Source organism: Pantoea sp. S18, assembly GCF_045689705.1.
Classification (GTDB): domain Bacteria; phylum Pseudomonadota; class Gammaproteobacteria; order Enterobacterales; family Enterobacteriaceae; genus Pantoea; species Pantoea symbiotica.
The window spans coordinates 2,798,311-2,817,626 of sequence record NZ_CP142688.1 but is presented as its reverse complement, the minus strand read 5'-3'; the positions used below and the strand labels follow the sequence as shown (position 1 = coordinate 2,817,626).

The following is a 19,316-nucleotide window of genomic DNA, read 5'->3' as shown; positions in this document are numbered from 1 at the left end:
CGTTAGCGGCGATGCGCCGCCAGAGGTTTTATATGTGATCCAAGTCGCTCTGACAATGCAAGCTGATTGGGTTGTTTCAACTTTGCGAGATCTCTCGCAAGTTTCAGCCCCACCAATGCATTAATAGCGGAAAAAGGAACGGTGCCAGTAACGAAGTGATGATGCCGCAAATCACCAAAGCCAGTGAGCTGAAGGCACCTTCCTGATAATCGATCTCGGCGGCGCGTGCGGTGCCTAACGCGTGCGAAGCATTACCAATCGCCAATCCGCGCGAAGATTTGTTTTTCACCTTAAACAGATTAAGCAGCATATGACCAAACACCGCGCCCAGCACACCGGCGATGAGCACGCAGATGGCGCTGATAGCGGGAATACCGTGCAGCGAGGCGGAGACCGCCATCGCAATCGGCGTGGTGACAGATTTCGGCATAATGGTGGCGGCGATTTCCGGCGTTGCGCCCATCCACAGCGCAATCGCGGTACCCGACACCATCGCCGTAATGCTGCCGATGAAACAGACGCTGATGATGGTTTTCCAGCGCGCACGAATCTGATGCATCTGCTCATACAGCGGCAACGCCAGCGCGACAACCGCCGGTTGCAGCAACTGATTGAGCAGGCTGCTGCCGGCAAAATAGCGCGTGTAAGGCAGATTGGTAAGCAGCAGAATCGGAATGACAATCGCCATCGCCACCAGCAATGGATTGACGATGGAGATATTGATTTTCGCCGCCAGTTTGCGCGCCAGAAAATAGGCGATTACGGTCAGCGGCAGCGACCACCATGCGTCAATCATTCGGCTTCTCCTGCGGGCGCTGCAAACGCTCAGCGCTGAGACCCACAATCAGCAGCACCATAAAAGTACTGACAATGCACGACACCACAATCGGTCCAAACTGCTCGGTGAGAATATCGGTATAGCCCATCACGCCGACACTAATCGGCACAAACAGCAGCGCCATGTAGCGGATCAGTAAATGGCATCCGGGTTTCACCCACTCAACCGGCATGATTTGCAGCGCCAGCAACAGAAACAGCAGCAGCATGCCGATGATGCTGCCGGGAATGGTTATCGGGAGCAGGGAAGAAATCCCCATTCCAGCGTAAAGCGCCGCATAGATGATGACGAAGGCGCGCACATAGCGCCAACAAGCAGAGAGAACGGCAGGCATGTCAGGCTCCTGTTTTCGTAGCGCTTTATCATACGCATTAAGCGATTAGCGTGCTAGCGATCACAATACAGTCTGAGCTGGTCGCCATAAATTGCGACCCTACGAAAAACGCGCCAATCCTTTGTAGGATCAACAGGTACAAAAAAGCCGCCCTGAGGCGGCTTGTTAGCTTACTTAACCGGCATGCCCGGAACTGCGCCGCTATCCACGGAAAGCACAAACAGGTCTTTGCCGCCTGGGCCCGCTGACAGCACCATGCCTTCTGAAATACCGAAGCGCATTTTGCGCGGCGCGAGGTTAGCCACGATGATGGTCATCTTGCCGACCAGCACGGAAGGATCCGGATACGCCGCGCGAATGCCAGAGAAAATCTGACGCTTCTCGCCACCCAAATCCAGCTCCAGACGCAGCAGTTTGTCAGAACCGTCAACCAGCTCAGCTTTCTCGATCAGCGCCACGCGCATATCGACCTTGGCGAAATCATCGATGGTGATGGTGTCGCCAATCGGCGCATCCGCCAAAGGACCTGTTGCCGCAGGTTTGTTCGCCGCAGCTGCATCCTCTTTCGAGGCTTCAACCAGCGCGTCAACCTTGGTCATCTCGATACGGCCATACAGCGCTTTGAACGGTGCCACTTCATGATCCAGCAGCGGTTGGGCAATCGCATCCCAGCTCAGCTCGCTCTGCAGGAAGGCTTCGGTGCGTTCGGTCAGCGAAGGCAGCACCGGCTTCAGCCAGGTCATTAATACGCGGAACAGGTTGATGCCCATTGAGCAGATCGCTTGCAGGTCGGCATCGCGGCCTTCTTGCTTCGCCACCACCCAAGGTGCCTGCTCATCGACATAGCGATTCGCCAGATCGGCCAGCGCCATGATTTCACGGATCGCGCGGTTATATTCGCGGCTAGCCCAAGCTTCGCCAATCTTCTCAGAGGCATCAACAAAGGTCTGATACAACGCCGGATCGGCCAGTTCACTCGCCAGCTTGCCGCCAAAGCGTTTGGTCAGGAAGCCCGCATTACGTGACGCCAGGTTCACCACTTTGTTCACCACGTCCGCATTAACTCGTTGCACGAAATCTTCCAGATTCAGGTCGATGTCGTCGATGCGCGAAGAGAGCTTGGCCGCGTAGTAGTAACGCAGGCTGTCGGCATCCAGATGCTGCAACCAGGTGCTGGCTTTAATAAAGGTGCCGCGCGATTTGGACATCTTCGCGCCGTTCACCGTCACATAACCGTGTACGAACAGGTTGGTTGGCTTGCGGAAGTTGCTGCCTTCCAGCATCGCCGGCCAGAACAGGCTGTGGAAATAGACGATGTCTTTACCGATAAAGTGATACAGCTCGGTCGTGGAATCTTTCTTCCAGAACTCGTCGAAATCGAGATCGCCGCGCTTGTCGCACAGGTTTTTGAATGAACCCATGTAACCGATTGGCGCATCCAGCCAGACGTAGAAGTATTTGCCTGGCGCGCCAGGAATTTCGAAGCCGAAGTAAGGTGCATCGCGCGAGATATCCCACTGCTGCAAGCCAGACTCAAACCACTCCTGCATCTTGTTAGCCACCTGCTCTTGCAGCGCACCTGAGCGCGTCCACGCCTGTAACATTGCGCTGAAAGAGGGCAGATCAAAGAAGAAGTGCTCTGAATCGCGCAGCACCGGCGTCGCGCCTGAAACCACAGATTTCGGGTCGATCAGCTCGGTTGGGCTGTAGGTCGCGCTGCACACTTCGCAGTTATCGCCATACTGATCCGGTGACTTACATTTCGGGCAGGTGCCTTTCACGAAACGGTCCGGCAGGAACATGCCTTTCTCAGGGTCGTACAGCTGAGAGATGGTGCGGTTCTTGATGAAGCCGTTCTCTTTCAGACGACCATAAATCAGTTCGGACAGCTGACGGTTTTCGTCGCCGTGCGTCGAGTGATAGTTGTCATAGCTGATGTTGAAGCCGGCGAAATCGGTTTCGTGCTCCTGCTTCATCTCCGCGATCATCTGCTCCGGCGCGATGCCCAGCTGCTGCGCTTTCAGCATAATTGGCGTGCCGTGGGCGTCGTCTGCACAGATGAAGTGAACCTGGTTGCCACGCATTCGCTGGTAACGGACCCAAATGTCAGCCTGAATGTGTTCAAGCATGTGACCGAGATGGATTGAACCGTTTGCGTACGGCAGCGCGCACGTTACCAGAATTTTTTTAGTGACTATAGTCATGATTGCGTAGCGTTCCATTGATGAAAAAGCGGGTTTCCCCGTCATACTTCGCGTTGCAGGCGCGTTGTCTTCTCTCGCTCACCCAAATCACTTACTTGAGTAAGCTCATTGGGATTCTCTCGTTTGCCGCCTTCCTGCAACACGAATTATTTAGGGGAATGATGGTAACCGAAGCACCCTCTGCCGTAAACACAGCTGCACATCCCCATCACTTTTAGCGCCTATCTGATACTATTGAACAGACACCGCCGCAATCTGGCGTGAAGAATAAACAAGGAGAGGGGATGACTTCACAATCCCAGCAACATCATTCACCTGAAGCGCTGCGAGCATTAGTTATCGGCGTGCTAAGTGACTTTGAACATCCGACGCTGCAACACAACCTGACCACGCTGAAAGCGCTGCGCCACGTCGCGCTGCTGGATGACAAGCTGCATATCGAACTGGTGATGCCGTTCGCATGGGCCAGCGCCTTTGAAGAGCTGAAAGCGCAAACCAGCGCCGAGCTGCTGCGCCTGACCGATGCCAGCGCGATTGACTGGCGGCTGCGTCACGATATAGCCACGCTGAAGCGGGTGAAAAATCATCCGGGCGCGACCGGTGTGAAGAACATCATCGCCGTCAGTTCAGGCAAAGGTGGCGTGGGTAAATCCAGCACCGCCGTGAACATGGCGCTGGCGCTGATTGCCGAAGGGGCGCGCGTGGGGATTTTGGATGCGGATATTTATGGTCCGTCGATTCCTAACATGCTTGGCACCGAAAATCAGCGTCCAACCTCGCCGGATGGCACGCATATGGCACCGATCATGGCGCATGGCCTGGCAACTAATTCAATTGGTTATCTGGTCACTGACGACAATGCGATGGTGTGGCGCGGGCCGATGGCCAGCAAAGCCCTGATGCAGCTGCTCAACGAAACCATGTGGCCGGATCTGGATTATCTGATCCTCGATATGCCGCCAGGTACCGGCGATATTCAGCTGACGCTGGCGCAGAACGTGCCGGTGACCGGCGCGTTGGTGGTCACTACGCCGCAGGACATCGCCTTGATTGATGCGCGTAAAGGCATGGTGATGTTCGAGAAAGTCAGCGTGCCGGTGCTGGGCGTGGTCGAGAACATGAGCATGCACATCTGCAGCCAATGCGGACATCACGAGCCGATTTTCGGCACCGGCGGGGCGCAGAAGCTGGTGGAAGATTACCACACGCGTTTGCTGGCACAACTGCCGCTGCACATTACGTTGCGTGAAGATCTGGATGATGGCGAACCTACCGTGGTGCGCCGTCCGGAGAGTGATTTCACCGCGCTCTATCGCCAGCTGGCGGGGCGCGTCGCGGCGCAGCTCTATTGGCAGGGAGAAATCATCCCTGGCGATATCGCCTTCCGCGCCGTTTAACGTCGCCCATTTCCGCTGGCGCGTCTTGCCAGCGGAAAATGCATCAGCACATATTTTCCCTGCTCGCTCTCGCCAATCGCTTCACGCCGCCAGCCGTGTTTGAGATAGAAATCCATCGCCGCCTGATTCTGTTGCAAACATTTCAATGCGCCAGTCGAGCTAAATCGCGACTGCACTTTTTCTAACAGCGCGCTGCCCACGCCTTGTCCCTGCGCGTTTGGATCGACGTACAGACTATGCAGGAAGTTGTCATTATCCAGCACCGCCGCAAACCCCACGCGATGCCCATCCAGTTCGGCGACCAGCACGGTTTCGCCCAAAATTACCGCATCAAAATCTTCTAACTGCCAATCATCGCCATCCAGCCACGTCCAGTTATGGCGTCGCGCAGCAAGATACAGCGTGCGCAGAAAAGGGCGATCGGCTTCGTCAAAAAAACGGATTTGCACGCAAAAGCTCCATTTGGGGGGGTAATCTGTGACGTTGCCAGGTGCGCATAAATGCGCACCCTACGAAACCCATACCCGCTAAATCGTAGGGTCGCCATTCATGGCGACCGCCTAATGTCTATTACCCAACGTAAAAGTAGCAGTTTCATCGCAAAAAGATAAAGCCTGTCAGAACCGCGCCATTTTTGTGTAGAATGCCCGCGCGAGCCGCATGAAAGCTGGCGTCGGCGCTTTGATAGCTTTTGGTTATCTAATTGATAACGTCTGCATATTAGAAGTTGGCCCGAAAATTCTGTAGCCTGCATCACATCTTTTAACGGAGGTCACCATGTCCATCATTAATACCAAGATCAAACCATTTAAAAACGCAGCGTTCAAAAACGGCGAATTCATCGAAGTCACCGAGAAAGACGTTGAAGGTAAATGGAGTGTTTTCTTCTTCTACCCGGCTGACTTCACCTTCGTATGCCCAACCGAACTGGGTGACGTTGCAGACCATCACGAAGAGTTCCAGAAACTGGGTGTAGATATCTACTCTGTTTCTACTGACACGCACTTTACCCACAAAGCCTGGCACGGTTCTTCAGACACCATCGCGAAAATCAAATACGCGATGATCGGTGACCCAACTGGCGCGCTGACCCGTAACTTCGAAATCATGCGCGAAGACGAAGGTCTGGCAGATCGCGGTACTTTCATCGTTGACCCGGAAGGCATCATCCAGGCGATCGAAATCACTGCAGAAGGCATTGGCCGTGACGCATCTGACCTGATCCGTAAAGTGAAAGCAGCACAGTACGTTGCTTCTCACCCAGGCGAAGTTTGCCCGGCAAAATGGAAAGAAGGCGAAGCAACTCTGGCTCCATCACTGGACCTGGTTGGCAAAATCTAAGTTAGCTGCCATTCGATCTTTCTCTATCGGGTGCTACGGCACCCGATTTTCATGACAGGAACTCACTATGCTCGACACCAATTTAAAAACCCAACTCAAGGCTTACCTTGAGAAACTAACGAAACCGGTTGAGTTGATTGCCACATTGGATGATGGCGCCAAATCCGCAGAGATCCGTTCTCTGTTGGCCGATATCGCGGGCTTGTCAGACAAAGTCAGCTTCCGTGAAGAGAACGATCGTCCGGTTCGTAAACCCTCTTTCCTGATCACTAACCCAGGCAGCCAAAGCGGTCCGCGCTTTGCCGGTTCGCCAATGGGCCACGAATTTACGTCACTGGTTTTAGCTTTGCTGCAAACCGGTGGACACCCTTCGAAAGAAGCGCAGAGCCTGCTGGATCAGGTTGTGGCTTTGGAAGGCGACTTCCACTTCGAAACTTATTATTCACTGTCGTGCCACAACTGTCCTGACGTGGTACAGGCGCTGAACCTGATGGCGGTACTGAACCCGCGCATCAGCCATACCGCAATTGACGGCGGTATGTTCCAGAACGAAATCACCGAACGCAACGTGATGGGCGTGCCGGCGGTGTTCCTCAACGGTAAAGAGTTCGGTCAGGGTCGTCTGAGCCTGGCGGAAATCGTCGGTAAAGTGGACACCAACGCAGAGAAGCGTGCGGCAGAAGAGCTGAACAAGCGTGATGCCTACGAAGTGCTGATCGTCGGCAGCGGCCCGGCGGGCGCGGCTGCGGCCATCTACTCTGCACGTAAAGGTATTCGTACTGGCCTGATGGGCGAGCGTTTCGGTGGTCAGGTGCTGGACACCGTAGACATCGAAAACTACATCTCCGTACCGAAAACCGAAGGCGCGAAGCTGGCCGGTTCTCTGCGTGCTCACGTGGATGATTACGACGTCGATGTGATTGACACCCAGAGCGCCATCAAGCTGATTCCGGCGGCGAAAGAGGGCGGTCTGCACGCGATTGAAACCGCATCTGGCGCGGTACTGAAATCCCGCAGCATCATCATTGCTACCGGCGCACGCTGGCGCAATATGGGCGTTCCGGGTGAAGAGCAGTATCGCACCAAGGGCGTAACCTATTGCCCGCACTGTGATGGCCCGCTGTTTAAAGGCAAACGCACCGCAGTGATCGGCGGCGGTAACTCAGGCGTGGAAGCGGCTATTGATTTGGCCGGCATTGTTGAGCACGTAACGCTGCTGGAATTCGCCAGCGAAATGCGCGCCGACAAAGTGCTGCAGGACAAACTGCGCAGCCTGAAAAACGTCGATGTGATTTTGAACGCACAGACCACCGAAGTGAAAGGCGATGGCAGCAAAGTCACCAGCCTGACTTACATCGACCGTAACAACCAAACCAGCCACGAAATCGCGCTGAGCGGCATCTTCGTGCAGATTGGTTTGCTGCCGAACACCACCTTCCTCGAAGGTGCGGTAGAGCGCAACAAGATGGGCGAAATCATCATTGATGCCAAGTGCGAAACCAGCCTGAAAGGCGTATTCGCCGCAGGCGACTGCACCACGGTGCCGTACAAGCAGATCATCATCGCCAGCGGTGAAGGCGCGAAAGCCTCACTCAGCGCATTTGATTATCTGATTCGCACCAAACCGGCTGAATAAGTTTTGCGATAGCCACGCAATAGCCCTGCAACCTGTGTTGCGGGGCTTTTTTTATTTCAAAACAGACAATAATTACCCTATCCAGCGAATGGCTTGCGCATCGCTAATATCGCGGTAATAGATTTTATGCAGCCGTTCGCCGCAGCCTTTACATTGAGCTTCAACATGGGTTGAGAAATAGGCTCGTCCGGTGGGGGAAGTAGCTCCTTTACGGGAAATACGGATGTTGTGCCATTTGTGTGCATGCGGAATAAAGCTGAAGAATTTTAATTTCATTATCGCTACCGGATTTGGGGGGCGGTGTCGGTCTTCAAGTCCGGGATGCAATTAGGCCGATTTTCTCCTGATGCGAGATTGATATTTATCAAGCTGAAACGAGGTCTGTCTCAAATTTACGATTTAAATGCTGGTGATTAAGAGGAATAAGAGGGGTGGAGAATCTTGATTTATAAAAATTGATTTAGCCGATATAAAAGCGATTCTCCATCACTTTCTGTTTTTAATAAAAGACGGTCTTGATCATTATTTTGGTAAGTTTGCCCCTTGCATGGTAGCAAGGGGCATTGATTTTACAACGGTTCTGCGCGGCTGAAACGTTTGCCATCCGGACTCACGCTACGCACCCAGACTTTATCGGCGGCGGTGATGGTCGGTTTGGCATGTGGCAGATAATGTTGCCAGTTTTTGCCCTTATCCACGCTGTACTCCAGCGGCAGTCCTGGCAGCGCAATGTTCATGGTCAGCGTGCCATTTTCTACACGCGCGCCCGGCACCGGCAGACGATAGTGAATACCGGCTTTATCCATCTTGCCCAATTCACGCTGGCCTAACAGGTTGGCGAAACGCTGCCAGTCCTGATTGCGCTGTTGCTGGTTAACGAAGTGGGTTTCGCCACCTTTAAAGGTGCGGCCCTGTTGATAATCCAGCTCCCACTCCGCGCGGTGCCAGCCACGTTCAGCCACCGACAGCAGGCGTGGGAACACCATGTAATCCATCTGCTGATCGGTACGCGTGGTTTCGCTCCACAGCTGCACCGAAATGCCGTATGCGCCCGACCACGGCTTATTCGAGGTGGCATCAAAGGTTTTGCCATCGCGATCTACCGAGGTTTCCGCGTTCTGCGGCAGGTTGTCTGGCGCGAAGCCAAACATCTTGCGCTCATCGCTGAAGCGCGTGCCCCAGTAATAGCCGCGTTCGTTAGGGTTCACTTCGTACGGGAAGTCCATATAGACGTAATCCGGATTGGAGATCACCACTTCGTAATCTTTCAGCGTCCAGTCGTTAGCGGTGTCAAAACCGCCCCAGTAGAGCGTGTCCCAGAAGTTAACGCGAACGCGCGAAGTGGCGAAGGCATGCGCGTCAGCTGCATCTTTCAGCCCATCTTGCCAGGCCTGCATCACCGGAATGCCGTGGGCTTTCACCATCTTGCTCACTTCCAGCGCGAAGTGACTTGGTAAGTGCTCCAGATCTTCCACCTTGCCGGACTTCACCACCGCCTGGCAGACCTGAGATTTTGCCCAGGGTTTGTCCTCTTTGCTATGGTCTAAAATGCCCGTTCCCGCTTTCGGGTTTTTGATATCGCTGTAGCCGGTTCCGAGGCGGATATTTTTCGCTTCATCACCGCCAAAGTGCCAGGTGGTCAACGGTTGACCCGCTTCACGGTGCATCGCCTGCACTTCACCAATCACTTTATCGACAAAGCGCTTTGAGGAATCGAGGCAAGGATTGAGATAGCTGGTGCGGTCGTACAACTGTACGGAACGGGTATTCGAACTATCCGTTGGATCCACCAGACGATATTCACTGGCCTGCTGTGGTTTACCCGCTTTCATGTATTGCTGATAACGCGCTTCCATCGAAATCACCGCAGCACGCGCGTGCGCAGGCATATCGATTTCCGGAATGATTTCAATGTTGCGCGCCTGAGCGTATTTGACGATCTCAATATAATCGGCGCGGCTGAAATGTCCGGTTCCGTTGTTATCTGTGAACGGACCAGAACCCAATTGCGGCAGCAGACATTGCTGCTCGGTGAGATCGTGACAGCGCTTGCTGCCCACATCGGTCAATTCTGGCAGACCGGGAATTTCAATGCGCCAGGCTTCATCATCGGTCAGGTGGAAGTGGAATTTATTCATCTTCCAGGCCGCCATCTGATCGAGCATGCGCAGCACCGCTTGCTTGCTGTGGAAGTTACGCGCCACATCAAGGAAGGCGCCGCGATAGGCAAAGCGCGGGGCATCCTTGGCTTCAAGCGTGGCGATAATCGGTTTGCCTTCAGCGGGCACCAGCGACAGTAGCGACATCAAGCCGTAATAGACGCCCGCCTGGTCGTAACCAATGATATCGGTGCCGCGCGGCGTGATGCGCAGTTCATAAGCACCAGAAACCGCATCTGCGCCACGGAAATGATTAACGGCGATACGAGTATGAACGGCATAACCCGCTGACTGCTGTTTGAGTCCCATCAAATCGAAGCGCTGCTTAACCGCATCGGCTTGATTGTTCGCCAATACATCCAGATGCAAAGTGACGCCACGGCTCAGATCGACATCGGCAGCATGAACTTTCACCGTGCGCGGCGTTGGGGTGATTTGTCCGCGCAACGCGCTGGCAGGCAGTTGCGCCACATCGGCATTCCTGGTGAAGCGACTTTGCGGCAGCATCAGCACGTTTTTATCGTCGGCGATGCGCTTCCATTGGTCACCAAACGGTTTAACGAAGTCGCTGAGGTTTTCGGTATCGGTGCTGGTGATGATTTTTGGCGAGGCATTGGCGGCGGTGACGTACCAGCGCGGCATCACGTCAGTGATAAACAGCTGCCAGTATTCATTGACGATCGGGATCTCTATCGATTCGCCGGCCGCGATACCTTTGAATTTTTCCGTTGGTTCCAGTCGGGTAAGATCGCCGACGATGTGCGTCATTTTGAACTGATCGTTATCGACCCGCAGCGTTTCGTGCACGTTGCTCATGTAGATCGCCCAGTTTTTGCTGGTGAGCGCCGGGCCGTTGTTGGTCAGCGTAATGGTGGCGGTATTGCAGGATGCCCAATCGGCGCCGAGTTTTGCGCAGTTCACGCCGTGATCGGCAGCCTGATTGTCAGTGACCTGATACTGCACGCCGAACTGGCTGATTTGGTCAACGACCTGCTGATTGCTGCGCGGGGATGAACTGCAGGCGGCAAGGCCCATCACGCTCAGCGCCAGTAAACTGATTTTTAACTTTTTCATGCTGTTATCCTTTTCCACAGAGGTAAGTCTCTGGCTCCTGCCAGATCGGGGTCAAAACAGGGTGAATGGCGCGACGACCATAAATTTGATGTCTTTTTCGTCCTGAAAAATGTTGCCATAACCGCCGCTGTAGCTGGGAAGATCGCTGTGATTGTCGTAGCGGGTGTAATGCAGTTTGAATTGCGTGTCTTTGGCGCGGCCTTGCTGGATGGTGTAAACCAGGTCCATGCTCCATGCCGACTCTTTCAGGCGTTGGTTTTGGTCGTAAATCGGATTGGTGGAAGGCTTCGCGTCCCAGCCGTAAGCGTACGAAGTGCCGACCTGCCAGCCGGGTAATTGCCAGTGTCCTAGGTCGACCATCACACCGGCGAATAATGCTTTCTCACCGTTGGCGTTCCAGTCAGAGCGCGAATCCCACCACACATCCATGCGGCCATTCGAGCTGGCATAGGACGGCGTCATACGCTGCAGGAAGAAGCCCTGATTACCTTCGGCTTTTACCCATGTGCCTTCGAGACGGAAATCGAACGCGCCAAGCGTGTAGCCGAACGTCAGCGCCTGCAGCCAGGCGAGGCCATCGTAAACATCGTTGACCTGGCCCACGCCGCTGTTGTCACGATCCTTCGCACCGTAAAACTGATAGCTGGTGCGCAGTGGTGCATCGGCCAGCGGCAGCTGATAAGAGGCTTTGGCAAAATACTGATCCATGTAATTCGCCGCCTGGCCATATGCGCCTTCCAGCACCAGCGAGTTTTTGAAATCGTATTTGGCACCAAAGGATTGCAGCCACGGAATCTCCGTCACGCCATCGGCTTTGCGGAAGTTGTACATGTCGCGATACCACGGCGCTTTGTATTCGTCCGTCCACATCCAGGAGACGGAAAGGGCGCCCGCATCGCTAAAATCGAAGACGGTGCCAGCCTCAACACCGCGATAGGTGCCGGGCAGGAAACTCCAGTGCGGTGCCAGCAGCGTCTGTCCGCTGGGTTGCAGATAGCCTGCGCGCAGCCAGTTATCCTGCCATTTTGCCTTGATCGCCGCTTTATAAAGACTTAAGCCGCTCTTATCTCCGCTCCAGTCCTCGTCCCAGCGTGTACGGGCATTGCTGAAACCAATTTCATTCGGTGCTGCCGGGCCGCCATTGCTTAACTCCACTGCGCCAAATGCCGCCAGATCGAGGCCAATCACATCACCGGCATAACCGGATGAGAAGTCGAGATTGGCGTTAGCAGAGGCGTGATGCAGATTGGCATCGTACTGACCGTACGAGCCTTTTTGCGGATCCATCTCTTTACGATCGCGCTGGCGTTGCCAGTAAAACAGGTTGCCAGAGAGTGTGGAATCTTCGACAAAACCCGTGGCGTGGGCGGAGGGAACAGGGACAAAAGTACCGGCAAACAGGGCAGAGATAATGGCCGCAGAGAGCGGCGCGCGTGGAATCCGACGCATAGCAAATCCTCCGTGATGCTTCCATGAACAATTAATAAATCCGTATTGTTTCGTCATGAAACAAGTTGTGGGGGATGCTATTTTTCGCGACGCGAATTATCAATGGGATTTATTACAAAGTATGACATGGCACGCAAAAAGAAGGGTTTTTAAGGACTTTATTCAATCAGTTAGATGAACTTGTAAAATGTAACTTTGCGAGCAAGATCCACAGAGAAGGCGGCGATTGCTTGCTTTAATCTGGCTTGTTCCCTATGCTCGCCAACGTAGTTTTGACTCGGGGTGCCCCTCTAATACAGGGCTGAGATACACCCGCTGACCTGATCTGGATAATGCCAGCGTAGGGAAGTCAGATGCCTGACCGCATTCGCCTTCTTGATCGCCGGTTGGGAGCCTTATGAAACAGCCTGACCTTCTTTCCCCCGCGCAACTCGCGCACTCTTTGCAACTGCTGCGTCAGCAAGCGCCGCTGGTGCACTGCATGACCAATGACGTGGTGCAAACCTTTACCGCCAACGTGCTGCTGGCACTGCAAGCTTCGCCCGCGATGGTGATCGACCCAGAGGAAGCGGCGCAGTTTGCCGGTTTTGCCGATGCGGTGTTGATCAACGTAGGCACCTTAACCTGCGATCGTCGTGATGCGATGCTGGCGGCGGTGCAAGCAGCGCAAGCGGCAGGCACACCGTGGACGCTGGATCCGGTGGCGGTCGGTGCTTTAAGCCTGCGCACCGCCTTCTGCCAACAGTTGCTGAGCCTGCAACCGGCAGCGATTCGCGGTAACGCTTCAGAAATTCTCGCCCTGGCGCATCAGGCAATCGGCGGACGCGGCGTCGACAGCCTGCATCAACCCGATGCCGCGCTGAGCGCCGCTCAGCAGCTGGCGCGTGATTTCAACACAATTGTGGCAGTGACCGGTGAAGTCGATTACGTCACCGATGGCGCGCAGACATTCTCGATCCCCGGCGGCAGCCCGTTGATGACGCGCGTTGTTGGCACCGGTTGCGCGTTGTCAGCGGTGGTGGCGGCCTTCACCAGCTTGCCAGGCGATCGCCTGCAACATGTGGCTGCGGCTTGCCGCGTGATGTCGTTGGCCGGTGAACTGACAGCACGTCAGGTTGCCGGACCGGGCAGCTTTGTCGCTGCCTTCCTCGATACGCTGTGGACGCTGGAGGTGAAGGCATGAAACGCATCAACGCATTGACCATTGCCGGCACCGATCCGAGCGGCGGCGCGGGTATTCAGGCCGACCTGAAAGCCTTCTCCGCATTGGGCGCTTACGGCACCAGCGTTATTACCGCGCTGGTGGCGCAAAACACCTGTGGTGTGCAATCGGTCTATCGCATCGCACCGGATTTCGTCGGCGCACAGCTCGATTCAGTGCTGGATGATGTGCGCATTGATGCCGCGAAGATCGGCATGTTGTCCGAAACCGCGATAGTCGAGGTGGTCGCCGAGCGGCTGAAACGGGCCAGCCTGCCGTTTGTGGTGCTGGATACGGTGATGATTGCCAAAAGCGGCGATGCGCTACTGTCGCCAGATGCCGTAGCCAGCGTGCGTGAATTGCTGCTGCCGCAGGTGTCGCTGATCACGCCGAACCTGCCGGAAGCCGCGGCGCTGCTGGGACGCGCTATGGCGCAGGATGAGAAGACCATGTTGCAGCAGGGCGATGCGCTGCTCGATCTCGGCTGTGAAGCGGTGCTGATGAAGGGTGGGCATCTCAGCGATGCCGAAAGTCCGGATTGGCTGATTACCCGCGACGGACGCCAGCGCTTTACCGCGCCGCGTGTTAATACGCGCCACACGCACGGCACAGGTTGCTCGCTCTCTGCGGCGCTGGCAGCGTTGCGTCCGCGTCATGATGATTGGGCTGCAACGGTGGCCGAAGCCAAGGCGTGGCTACAACAGGCGCTGCTGCACGCCGATTCGCTGGAGGTCGGTAAAGGCATTGGGCCGGTGCACCATTTCCATCAATGGTGGTAGGGCGTAACGCCAGATTGCCGCTTTTTCACTGCGCATCCGTCTGAAAAATGGAGTCAGCAATTTGCCAGTCTGGCGCTTTCCGGTCCAGGCTGTTGGGGGCGAATCGGCATCGGCCGGTTCCAATCCAGCCATTTATCAGGAGCGAACATGACGGACATCGTACAGTTATTGGGCAAAGAGGCGGACAGCCTTCTTCAACATCGCTGCATGACCATTCCAGCGGATAGCCTCTATTTACCAGGCGCGGATTATGTTGATCGCGTGATGATCGACAACAATCGTTCTCCCACCGTACTGCGCAACATGCAAACGCTGTACAACACCGGACGTTTAGCGGGCACCGGCTATTTGTCGATTCTGCCGGTCGATCAGGGCGTTGAGCACTCAGCGGGTGCCTCCTTCGCAGCTAATCCGGCTTATTTCGATCCGAAAAACATCGTTGAGCTGGCGATTGAAGCCGGCTGTAACTGCGTGGCCTCCACCTACGGCGTGTTGGCCTCAGTTTCACGTCGCTACGCGCACCGCATTCCGTTTATGGTGAAGCTCAACCACAACGAAACCCTGAGCTATCCGACGCAATATGATCAGACGCTGTACGCCAGCGTTGAACAGGCCTTTAATCTGGGTGCGGTGGCGGTTGGCGCCACCATCTACTTTGGTTCTGAGCAATCGCGTCGTCAGATTGAAGAGATCTCGGCGGCCTTCGAACGCGCGCACGAGCTGGGAATGGTGACGGTTCTATGGGCCTATCTGCGTAATGATGCGTTCAAGAAAGACGGCGTCGATTATCACGCCAGCGCCGATTTAACCGGCCAGGCCAACCATCTGGCGGCGACTATCGGCGCGGATATCGTTAAGCAAAAGATGGCTGAGAATAACGGCGGCTATAACGCGGTGAAGTTTGGTCACACCGATGAGCGCGTCTACAGCAAGCTGACCAGCGAGAACCCGATTGATTTGGTGCGTTACCAACTGGCGAACTGCTATATGGGCCGCGCGGGATTGATCAACTCTGGCGGCGCTTCTGCCGGGGAAACGGATATCGCGGAGTCAGTGCGTACGGCGGTGATCAACAAACGTGCTGGCGGCATGGGATTGATTCTGGGGCGCAAGGCGTTTAAGAAGACGTTGAAAGAGGGCGTGCAGCTGATTAATGCGGTGCAGGATGTTTATCTGTCAAAAGATGTGACCATAGCCTAAATGTAAAAAGGTCAGCATAAATGCTGACCCTACGTAGGGTCGCCATTCATGGCGACCTCGTCCATTTAAGGTGCCTCAAACCACTCACTATTACGCTCGGCAATCGGCGTAATGGTCAAAATCATCTCCTGCAGATGACGGCGCATCGCGCTCTCAGCGGCTTCAACATCATGCGCTTTCAACGCGTTATAAATATCTTCATGCTGCTGAATCAAACGCTCCGGCGGCGACACTTCGCTCAGGGTCAGAAAACGCACTCGGTCCATGGTGGCTTTGATATTCTCTACCGTTTCCCACGCCAGCAGGCAGTTAATCCCTTCCGCAATCAGGCGGTGAAACTCATCATCCAGCCCTAAGAAGGCCTGGCTGTCATGACGTTCGGCGGCGAGACGCTGCAGCTGCAGGTTGTGCTCCAGCGCCATCAATCCGCTGGCACCAATCTCCTGCGCGGCGCGGCGTACCACGGCAATCTCTACCGCTTCACGGATAAAGCGGCCGTCGGCCACGCGTTGGGCGGAGATTTTGCGTACGAAGGTGCCGCGCTGCGGTAACACCTGCACCAATCCGGCTTCCGCCAGCTTGATGAAAGCTTCACGTACCGGCTGACGCGATACGTTAAAACGCGCCGACACTTCCTTCTCCGACAGCAGCGAGCCCGGATGAATAACGCAGGTCACAATATCTTTGCGCAGATAACGATAGATCTGCTGATTTACCGGTTCGCTGGTGGTTATGGTATAGGCAGTCGACATGCAGCAATATCCGTATTACGGCTGGCATCTGCCAGCCCGTTAAGAAAGGTTCAGTCTAATCAGCACGCTGCGTCTGCGCTACACATTTGTGCAGGCGCTTATCCTTGTGTGACGAGGCTTTGCACCGTGGCGCGCGCACCCTGTTGCACCAGCTGCTGATAGAGTTCGGTCACGCGTGAGACAAAGGCCGGCTGCTGCTGCAGATCGTCGCCAAACACCGCATTTAGACCTAGCAACGCTTTAACGCGCGCTGCACCGTCCTCACTGTTGGCCACGATATTTGCCAGCTGATCTTTCAGCGGATCGCGAATCTCAATCGCCTGGCCTTGCTCATCCACGCCGCTGACGTAGCGCATCCAGCCCGCCACACCCAGCAACACGAAGTCGCATGAAGTGCCGTTGCGCAGATGCCAGCGTGCGCTATCCAGCAGACGCTGCGGCAGCTTTTGCGTGCCATCGGTGGCGATTTGATAGGTACGATGTTTGATGGCGCGATTCTCGTAACGTGCAATCAGGGAATCGGCATAGGCTTCGAGATCGACGCCCTGCGTACGCAGCGTGGGTGCCTGATCCTGCAACATCAATGCGCGTGCCGCCGCACGATAGCTGGCATCGGCCATGCAATCGCTGATGTGCTCATAACCGGCGAGAAAACCAAGATAGGCGAGGAACGAGTGGCTGCCATTGAGCATACGCAGCTTCATCTCTTCGAACGGCAGCACATCGCTGACCAGCTCCGCACCGGCGTTTTCCCACGCCGGACGTCCGTTAACAAAGTTGTCTTCGATGACCCATTGGAAAAACAGCTCAGCTTCTACCGCCACCGGATCGCGGCTGCCTAAACGTTCGGCCAGCGCGTCGAATGCCGCATCGGTCATTGCCGGGACGATGCGATCAACCATAGTTGAAGGGAAGGTGATGTGCGTCTGGATATAATCCGCCAGTTCAGCGCTGTGGCGCTCGGCCAGCTGAGTAATCACGTTACGCGTGACATGGCCGTTTTCCGGCATGTTGTCGCAGGACATCACGCTAAACGGCGGCAGATGGCGTTCGCGGCGACGGATAATGGCCGCCAGAATCAGGCCGGGCAGTGAGCGTGGCTGAGTAGGATTTGCAAGGTCGTGCACAATATCGGGATGATCGGGATTGAGCTTGCCGCTCGAGGGCATGTAGCAATAGCCTTTCTCGGTCACGGTCATCGAGACAATCGCCACATCCGGCTGACTCATCGCCTCAATCACTGAATCAATGCCGTCGCCTTTGCCATGCAGCGCTTGCGTCACCACGCCAATCACGCGCGTGTGTAAACTCTCATCGGCCAATTCGGTCAGCGTATAGAGCAGATCCTGCTGACGTAGCGCCTGAATCAGCGTGCCGCTGTTGAGATTCACTTCGCAGTAACCCCAATCGCTGCCTTGTGCAGCCAGCTTATCGGTTGCCAGCGCCTGATGCGCACGATGGAAGGCACCAAAGCCGATGTGCACCATGCGGGTTTTCAGTTGGCTGCGATCGTAAGCGGGACGTTGGACATCAGCGGGGAGGCGTTCAAGCTCTAACATAATCATTCCTTTTGGCAAATGGGGCGCTCAGCGCCCCATGAGATTTACACTGAAACCGGTTTATTGTTGGCCTTGGGTTCGCGAATTACCAGCAGCACCAGCAGCGCACCGACGCCAGCAACCGCACCCGCGAGGATGAAGGCGCTGTCAAACTTACCAGAGTGCTGCACGATGAAGCCAGTCACCACCGGGCCGATTACGCCTGACAGGCTACCAATCAGATGGATAAAGCCACTGATGCTGCCGACACGGCTTTTATGCACCACATCCTGCACAATCGCCCAGTAAATCGCGCCGGTGATGTAGAGGAAGAAGATGGAGATCGACATCATGATCACCGCCGAGTTGACCTCTTTTATCGTACCTGCCAGCGCCACGCAAATCGCGGCGGCGGTAAGTGAAACCACCAGCACAATTTTTCGTGAAAGCAGCAGCTTGCCGGTGATGTTGAAAATCTTATCGGAGATCCAGCCACCCAATGCCAGGCCCACGAAGCCAACAATCCACGGGATCATGGTGGTGATGCTCATCGCTTTGATGTCGAGGCCGTGCGCCTGCACCAGATACGCCGGGAACCAGCTCAGGAAGAAGAACAGAATGTAGTTGTAGCAGAAGAAGGCAAAGGCGGTGACCAGAATGATCGGCTGGCGCAGATAGAAGCCCAAACCGTGCGCGTTGCCGCTTGGGTCGATCACGTCAGCCGGTTCTTCGGCTTTCAGTTTTTCCACCAGGGCACGCTCTTCCTCCGATACGCGCTTACTTTTCGCCGGGTTATCGGACGCGAAGAAGAACCACAGCGCCAGCCAGACAAAACCAATTGAGGCGATCACCACAAACGCCGGGCGCCAGCCGAACGACAGCGCCAGATAACCCACAATCGGACCGGCAACGGCGCCACCTAGCGGTGAACCCGAGCTCAGTAAACCCATCGCGGTGGCGGCCTGTTTTTTCGGGAACCAGCCGTTAATCGCTTTGTTCGCCGACGCCGAGATGGGGCCTTCCGCCATGCCAAACAGCACGCGCAGAATCATCATCGACCAGAAGCCGGTCGCCATCGCGGTCAGGCCGCAGAACAGCGACCACATGCCAACGGCGGTGCCGAGCACGATAGTCGGGCCGAATTTATCGGTCGCTAAGCCACCGATGAAGTTGAACAGGGCATAACCGAAGAAGAAGCTACCGAAAATCATGCCGAACTGTTCGGCGTTGATCATCAGGTCTTTTTCCACCAGCGGTACGGTCAGAGAGAGGGCGATACGATCAAGGTAGTTGATCATAAACACCAGGAACAACAGCAGTACGAGGGTCCAGCGCAGGTTCTTAAACATAGAAACTCCGTCATCGTCATTTTTTATAGTAATAATGCCGGCGGGTAAGGGACCGGCATGGGGAC

The 19,316-nt window shown here is 55.3% G+C and carries 16 protein-coding genes and 1 riboswitch; of the genes, 6 read left to right on the top strand and 10 right to left on the bottom strand.

Going from position 1 to position 19,316, the window contains the following annotated elements:
- Positions 1-103: 103 nt before the first annotated feature.
- The 3 genes from VIJ98_RS12985 to metG form a co-directional block, all read right to left on the bottom strand.
- On the bottom strand, positions 104-796 hold the full coding sequence (locus VIJ98_RS12985; RefSeq protein ID WP_008104945.1) for a CidB/LrgB family autolysis modulator: 693 nt from the start codon (positions 794-796) through the stop codon (positions 104-106).
- Positions 789-1,172 carry a CidA/LrgA family protein gene (locus VIJ98_RS12980; RefSeq protein ID WP_154190246.1) on the bottom strand — a complete coding sequence of 128 codons (384 nt, stop codon included), beginning with the start codon at positions 1,170-1,172 and terminating at the stop codon, positions 789-791. Before VIJ98_RS12980 ends, VIJ98_RS12985 begins: the two co-directional genes overlap by 8 nt.
- 170 nt (positions 1,173-1,342) lie before the next feature.
- On the bottom strand, positions 1,343-3,376 hold the full coding sequence (gene metG / locus VIJ98_RS12975) for a methionine--tRNA ligase (RefSeq protein WP_008104940.1): 2,034 nt from the start codon (positions 3,374-3,376) through the stop codon (positions 1,343-1,345).
- A 284-nt stretch (positions 3,377-3,660) separates the two neighbouring features.
- Between metG and apbC the strand changes: the two genes are divergently transcribed.
- Positions 3,661-4,773 (top strand): iron-sulfur cluster carrier protein ApbC, encoded by a 1,113-nt coding sequence (gene apbC / locus VIJ98_RS12970; protein WP_154190244.1) that lies wholly within the window; start codon positions 3,661-3,663, stop codon positions 4,771-4,773.
- On the opposite strand, the gene VIJ98_RS12965 is transcribed toward apbC, so the two are convergent.
- Positions 4,770-5,222, bottom strand: coding sequence for a GNAT family N-acetyltransferase (locus VIJ98_RS12965; RefSeq protein WP_323274372.1), 453 nt, complete (start codon positions 5,220-5,222; stop codon positions 4,770-4,772). The genes apbC and VIJ98_RS12965 overlap by 4 nt on opposite strands.
- Positions 5,223-5,550: 328 nt before the next feature.
- Here VIJ98_RS12965 and ahpC point away from each other — a divergent pair, with 328 nt between their 5' ends.
- Together ahpC and ahpF are read left to right on the top strand one after the other, a co-directional pair.
- Positions 5,551-6,114, top strand: a complete 564-nt coding sequence (gene ahpC, locus VIJ98_RS12960) for an alkyl hydroperoxide reductase subunit C (protein WP_007889514.1) — start codon at positions 5,551-5,553, stop codon at positions 6,112-6,114.
- Between the two features lie 67 nt (positions 6,115-6,181).
- Positions 6,182-7,750 carry an alkyl hydroperoxide reductase subunit F gene (ahpF, locus tag VIJ98_RS12955; protein WP_154155909.1) on the top strand — a complete coding sequence of 523 codons (1,569 nt, stop codon included), beginning with the start codon at positions 6,182-6,184 and terminating at the stop codon, positions 7,748-7,750.
- A 72-nt stretch (positions 7,751-7,822) separates the two neighbouring features.
- On the opposite strand, the gene VIJ98_RS12950 is transcribed toward ahpF, so the two are convergent.
- The 3 genes from VIJ98_RS12950 to chiP form a co-directional block, all read right to left on the bottom strand.
- The gene (locus VIJ98_RS12950) at positions 7,823-8,026 is read right to left on the bottom strand and encodes a hypothetical protein (protein ID WP_071531650.1); all 204 of its coding nucleotides are present in this window, start codon (positions 8,024-8,026) and stop codon (positions 7,823-7,825) included.
- A 293-nt stretch (positions 8,027-8,319) separates the two neighbouring features.
- Entirely contained in the window at positions 8,320-10,983 is a 2,664-nt protein-coding gene (locus VIJ98_RS12945; RefSeq protein ID WP_323274368.1) for a beta-N-acetylhexosaminidase, read from the bottom strand.
- Positions 10,984-11,034: 51 nt separating this feature from the next.
- Entirely contained in the window at positions 11,035-12,432 is a 1,398-nt protein-coding gene (chiP, locus tag VIJ98_RS12940; RefSeq protein WP_323274366.1) for a chitoporin ChiP, read from the bottom strand.
- Between the two features lie 268 nt (positions 12,433-12,700).
- Positions 12,701-12,796: riboswitch (TPP riboswitch) on the top strand.
- Positions 12,797-12,829: 33 nt separating this feature from the next.
- On the opposite strand from chiP, the gene thiM reads away from it, so the two are divergent.
- The 3 genes from thiM (at position 12,830) to fbaB (ending at position 15,612) form a co-directional block, all read left to right on the top strand.
- A complete protein-coding gene (gene thiM, locus VIJ98_RS12935; RefSeq protein WP_323274364.1) occupies positions 12,830-13,615 on the top strand; it encodes a hydroxyethylthiazole kinase in 786 nt (261 codons plus the stop codon).
- Entirely contained in the window at positions 13,612-14,412 is an 801-nt protein-coding gene (gene thiD, locus VIJ98_RS12930; RefSeq protein WP_008104918.1) for a bifunctional hydroxymethylpyrimidine kinase/phosphomethylpyrimidine kinase, read from the top strand. The genes thiM and thiD overlap by 4 nt, the downstream gene beginning before the upstream one ends.
- Positions 14,413-14,559: 147 nt before the next feature.
- Positions 14,560-15,612 (top strand): class I fructose-bisphosphate aldolase, encoded by a 1,053-nt coding sequence (gene fbaB, locus VIJ98_RS12925; protein WP_008104917.1) that lies wholly within the window; start codon positions 14,560-14,562, stop codon positions 15,610-15,612.
- A 65-nt stretch (positions 15,613-15,677) separates the two neighbouring features.
- On the opposite strand, the gene VIJ98_RS12920 is transcribed toward fbaB, so the two are convergent.
- From VIJ98_RS12920 to VIJ98_RS12910, 3 genes are all read right to left on the bottom strand, one after another.
- Positions 15,678-16,364, bottom strand: coding sequence for a GntR family transcriptional regulator (locus VIJ98_RS12920; RefSeq protein ID WP_061717765.1), 687 nt, complete (start codon positions 16,362-16,364; stop codon positions 15,678-15,680).
- A 98-nt stretch (positions 16,365-16,462) separates the two neighbouring features.
- The gene (locus VIJ98_RS12915; protein WP_323274361.1) at positions 16,463-17,923 is read right to left on the bottom strand and encodes a mannitol dehydrogenase family protein; all 1,461 of its coding nucleotides are present in this window, start codon (positions 17,921-17,923) and stop codon (positions 16,463-16,465) included.
- A 44-nt stretch (positions 17,924-17,967) separates the two neighbouring features.
- The gene (locus VIJ98_RS12910) at positions 17,968-19,251 is read right to left on the bottom strand and encodes an MFS transporter (RefSeq protein ID WP_258143609.1); all 1,284 of its coding nucleotides are present in this window, start codon (positions 19,249-19,251) and stop codon (positions 17,968-17,970) included.
- Between the last annotated feature and the right edge of the window lie 65 nt (positions 19,252-19,316).

Excerpts from the sequence above, each read along its gene's own strand:
- VIJ98_RS12985 (WP_008104945.1), bottom strand. The coding sequence starts at position 796 with ATGATTGACGCATGGTGGTCGCTGCCGCTGACCGTAATCGCCTATTTT.
- VIJ98_RS12980 (WP_154190246.1), bottom strand. The coding sequence starts at position 1,172 with ATGCCTGCCGTTCTCTCTGCTTGTTGGCGCTATGTGCGCGCCTTCGTC.
- metG (WP_008104940.1), bottom strand. The coding sequence starts at position 3,376 with ATGACTATAGTCACTAAAAAAATTCTGGTAACGTGCGCGCTGCCGTAC.
- apbC (WP_154190244.1), top strand. The coding sequence starts at position 3,661 with ATGACTTCACAATCCCAGCAACATCATTCACCTGAAGCGCTGCGAGCA.
- ahpC (WP_007889514.1), top strand. The coding sequence starts at position 5,551 with ATGTCCATCATTAATACCAAGATCAAACCATTTAAAAACGCAGCGTTC.
- ahpF (WP_154155909.1), top strand. The coding sequence starts at position 6,182 with ATGCTCGACACCAATTTAAAAACCCAACTCAAGGCTTACCTTGAGAAA.
- VIJ98_RS12950 (WP_071531650.1), bottom strand. The coding sequence starts at position 8,026 with ATGAAATTAAAATTCTTCAGCTTTATTCCGCATGCACACAAATGGCAC.
- VIJ98_RS12945 (WP_323274368.1), bottom strand. The coding sequence starts at position 10,983 with ATGAAAAAGTTAAAAATCAGTTTACTGGCGCTGAGCGTGATGGGCCTT.
- chiP (WP_323274366.1), bottom strand. The coding sequence starts at position 12,432 with ATGCGTCGGATTCCACGCGCGCCGCTCTCTGCGGCCATTATCTCTGCC.
- thiM (WP_323274364.1), top strand. The coding sequence starts at position 12,830 with ATGAAACAGCCTGACCTTCTTTCCCCCGCGCAACTCGCGCACTCTTTG.
- thiD (WP_008104918.1), top strand. The coding sequence starts at position 13,612 with ATGAAACGCATCAACGCATTGACCATTGCCGGCACCGATCCGAGCGGC.
- fbaB (WP_008104917.1), top strand. The coding sequence starts at position 14,560 with ATGACGGACATCGTACAGTTATTGGGCAAAGAGGCGGACAGCCTTCTT.
- VIJ98_RS12920 (WP_061717765.1), bottom strand. The coding sequence starts at position 16,364 with ATGTCGACTGCCTATACCATAACCACCAGCGAACCGGTAAATCAGCAG.
- VIJ98_RS12915 (WP_323274361.1), bottom strand. The coding sequence starts at position 17,923 with ATGTTAGAGCTTGAACGCCTCCCCGCTGATGTCCAACGTCCCGCTTAC.
- VIJ98_RS12910 (WP_258143609.1), bottom strand. The coding sequence starts at position 19,251 with ATGTTTAAGAACCTGCGCTGGACCCTCGTACTGCTGTTGTTCCTGGTG.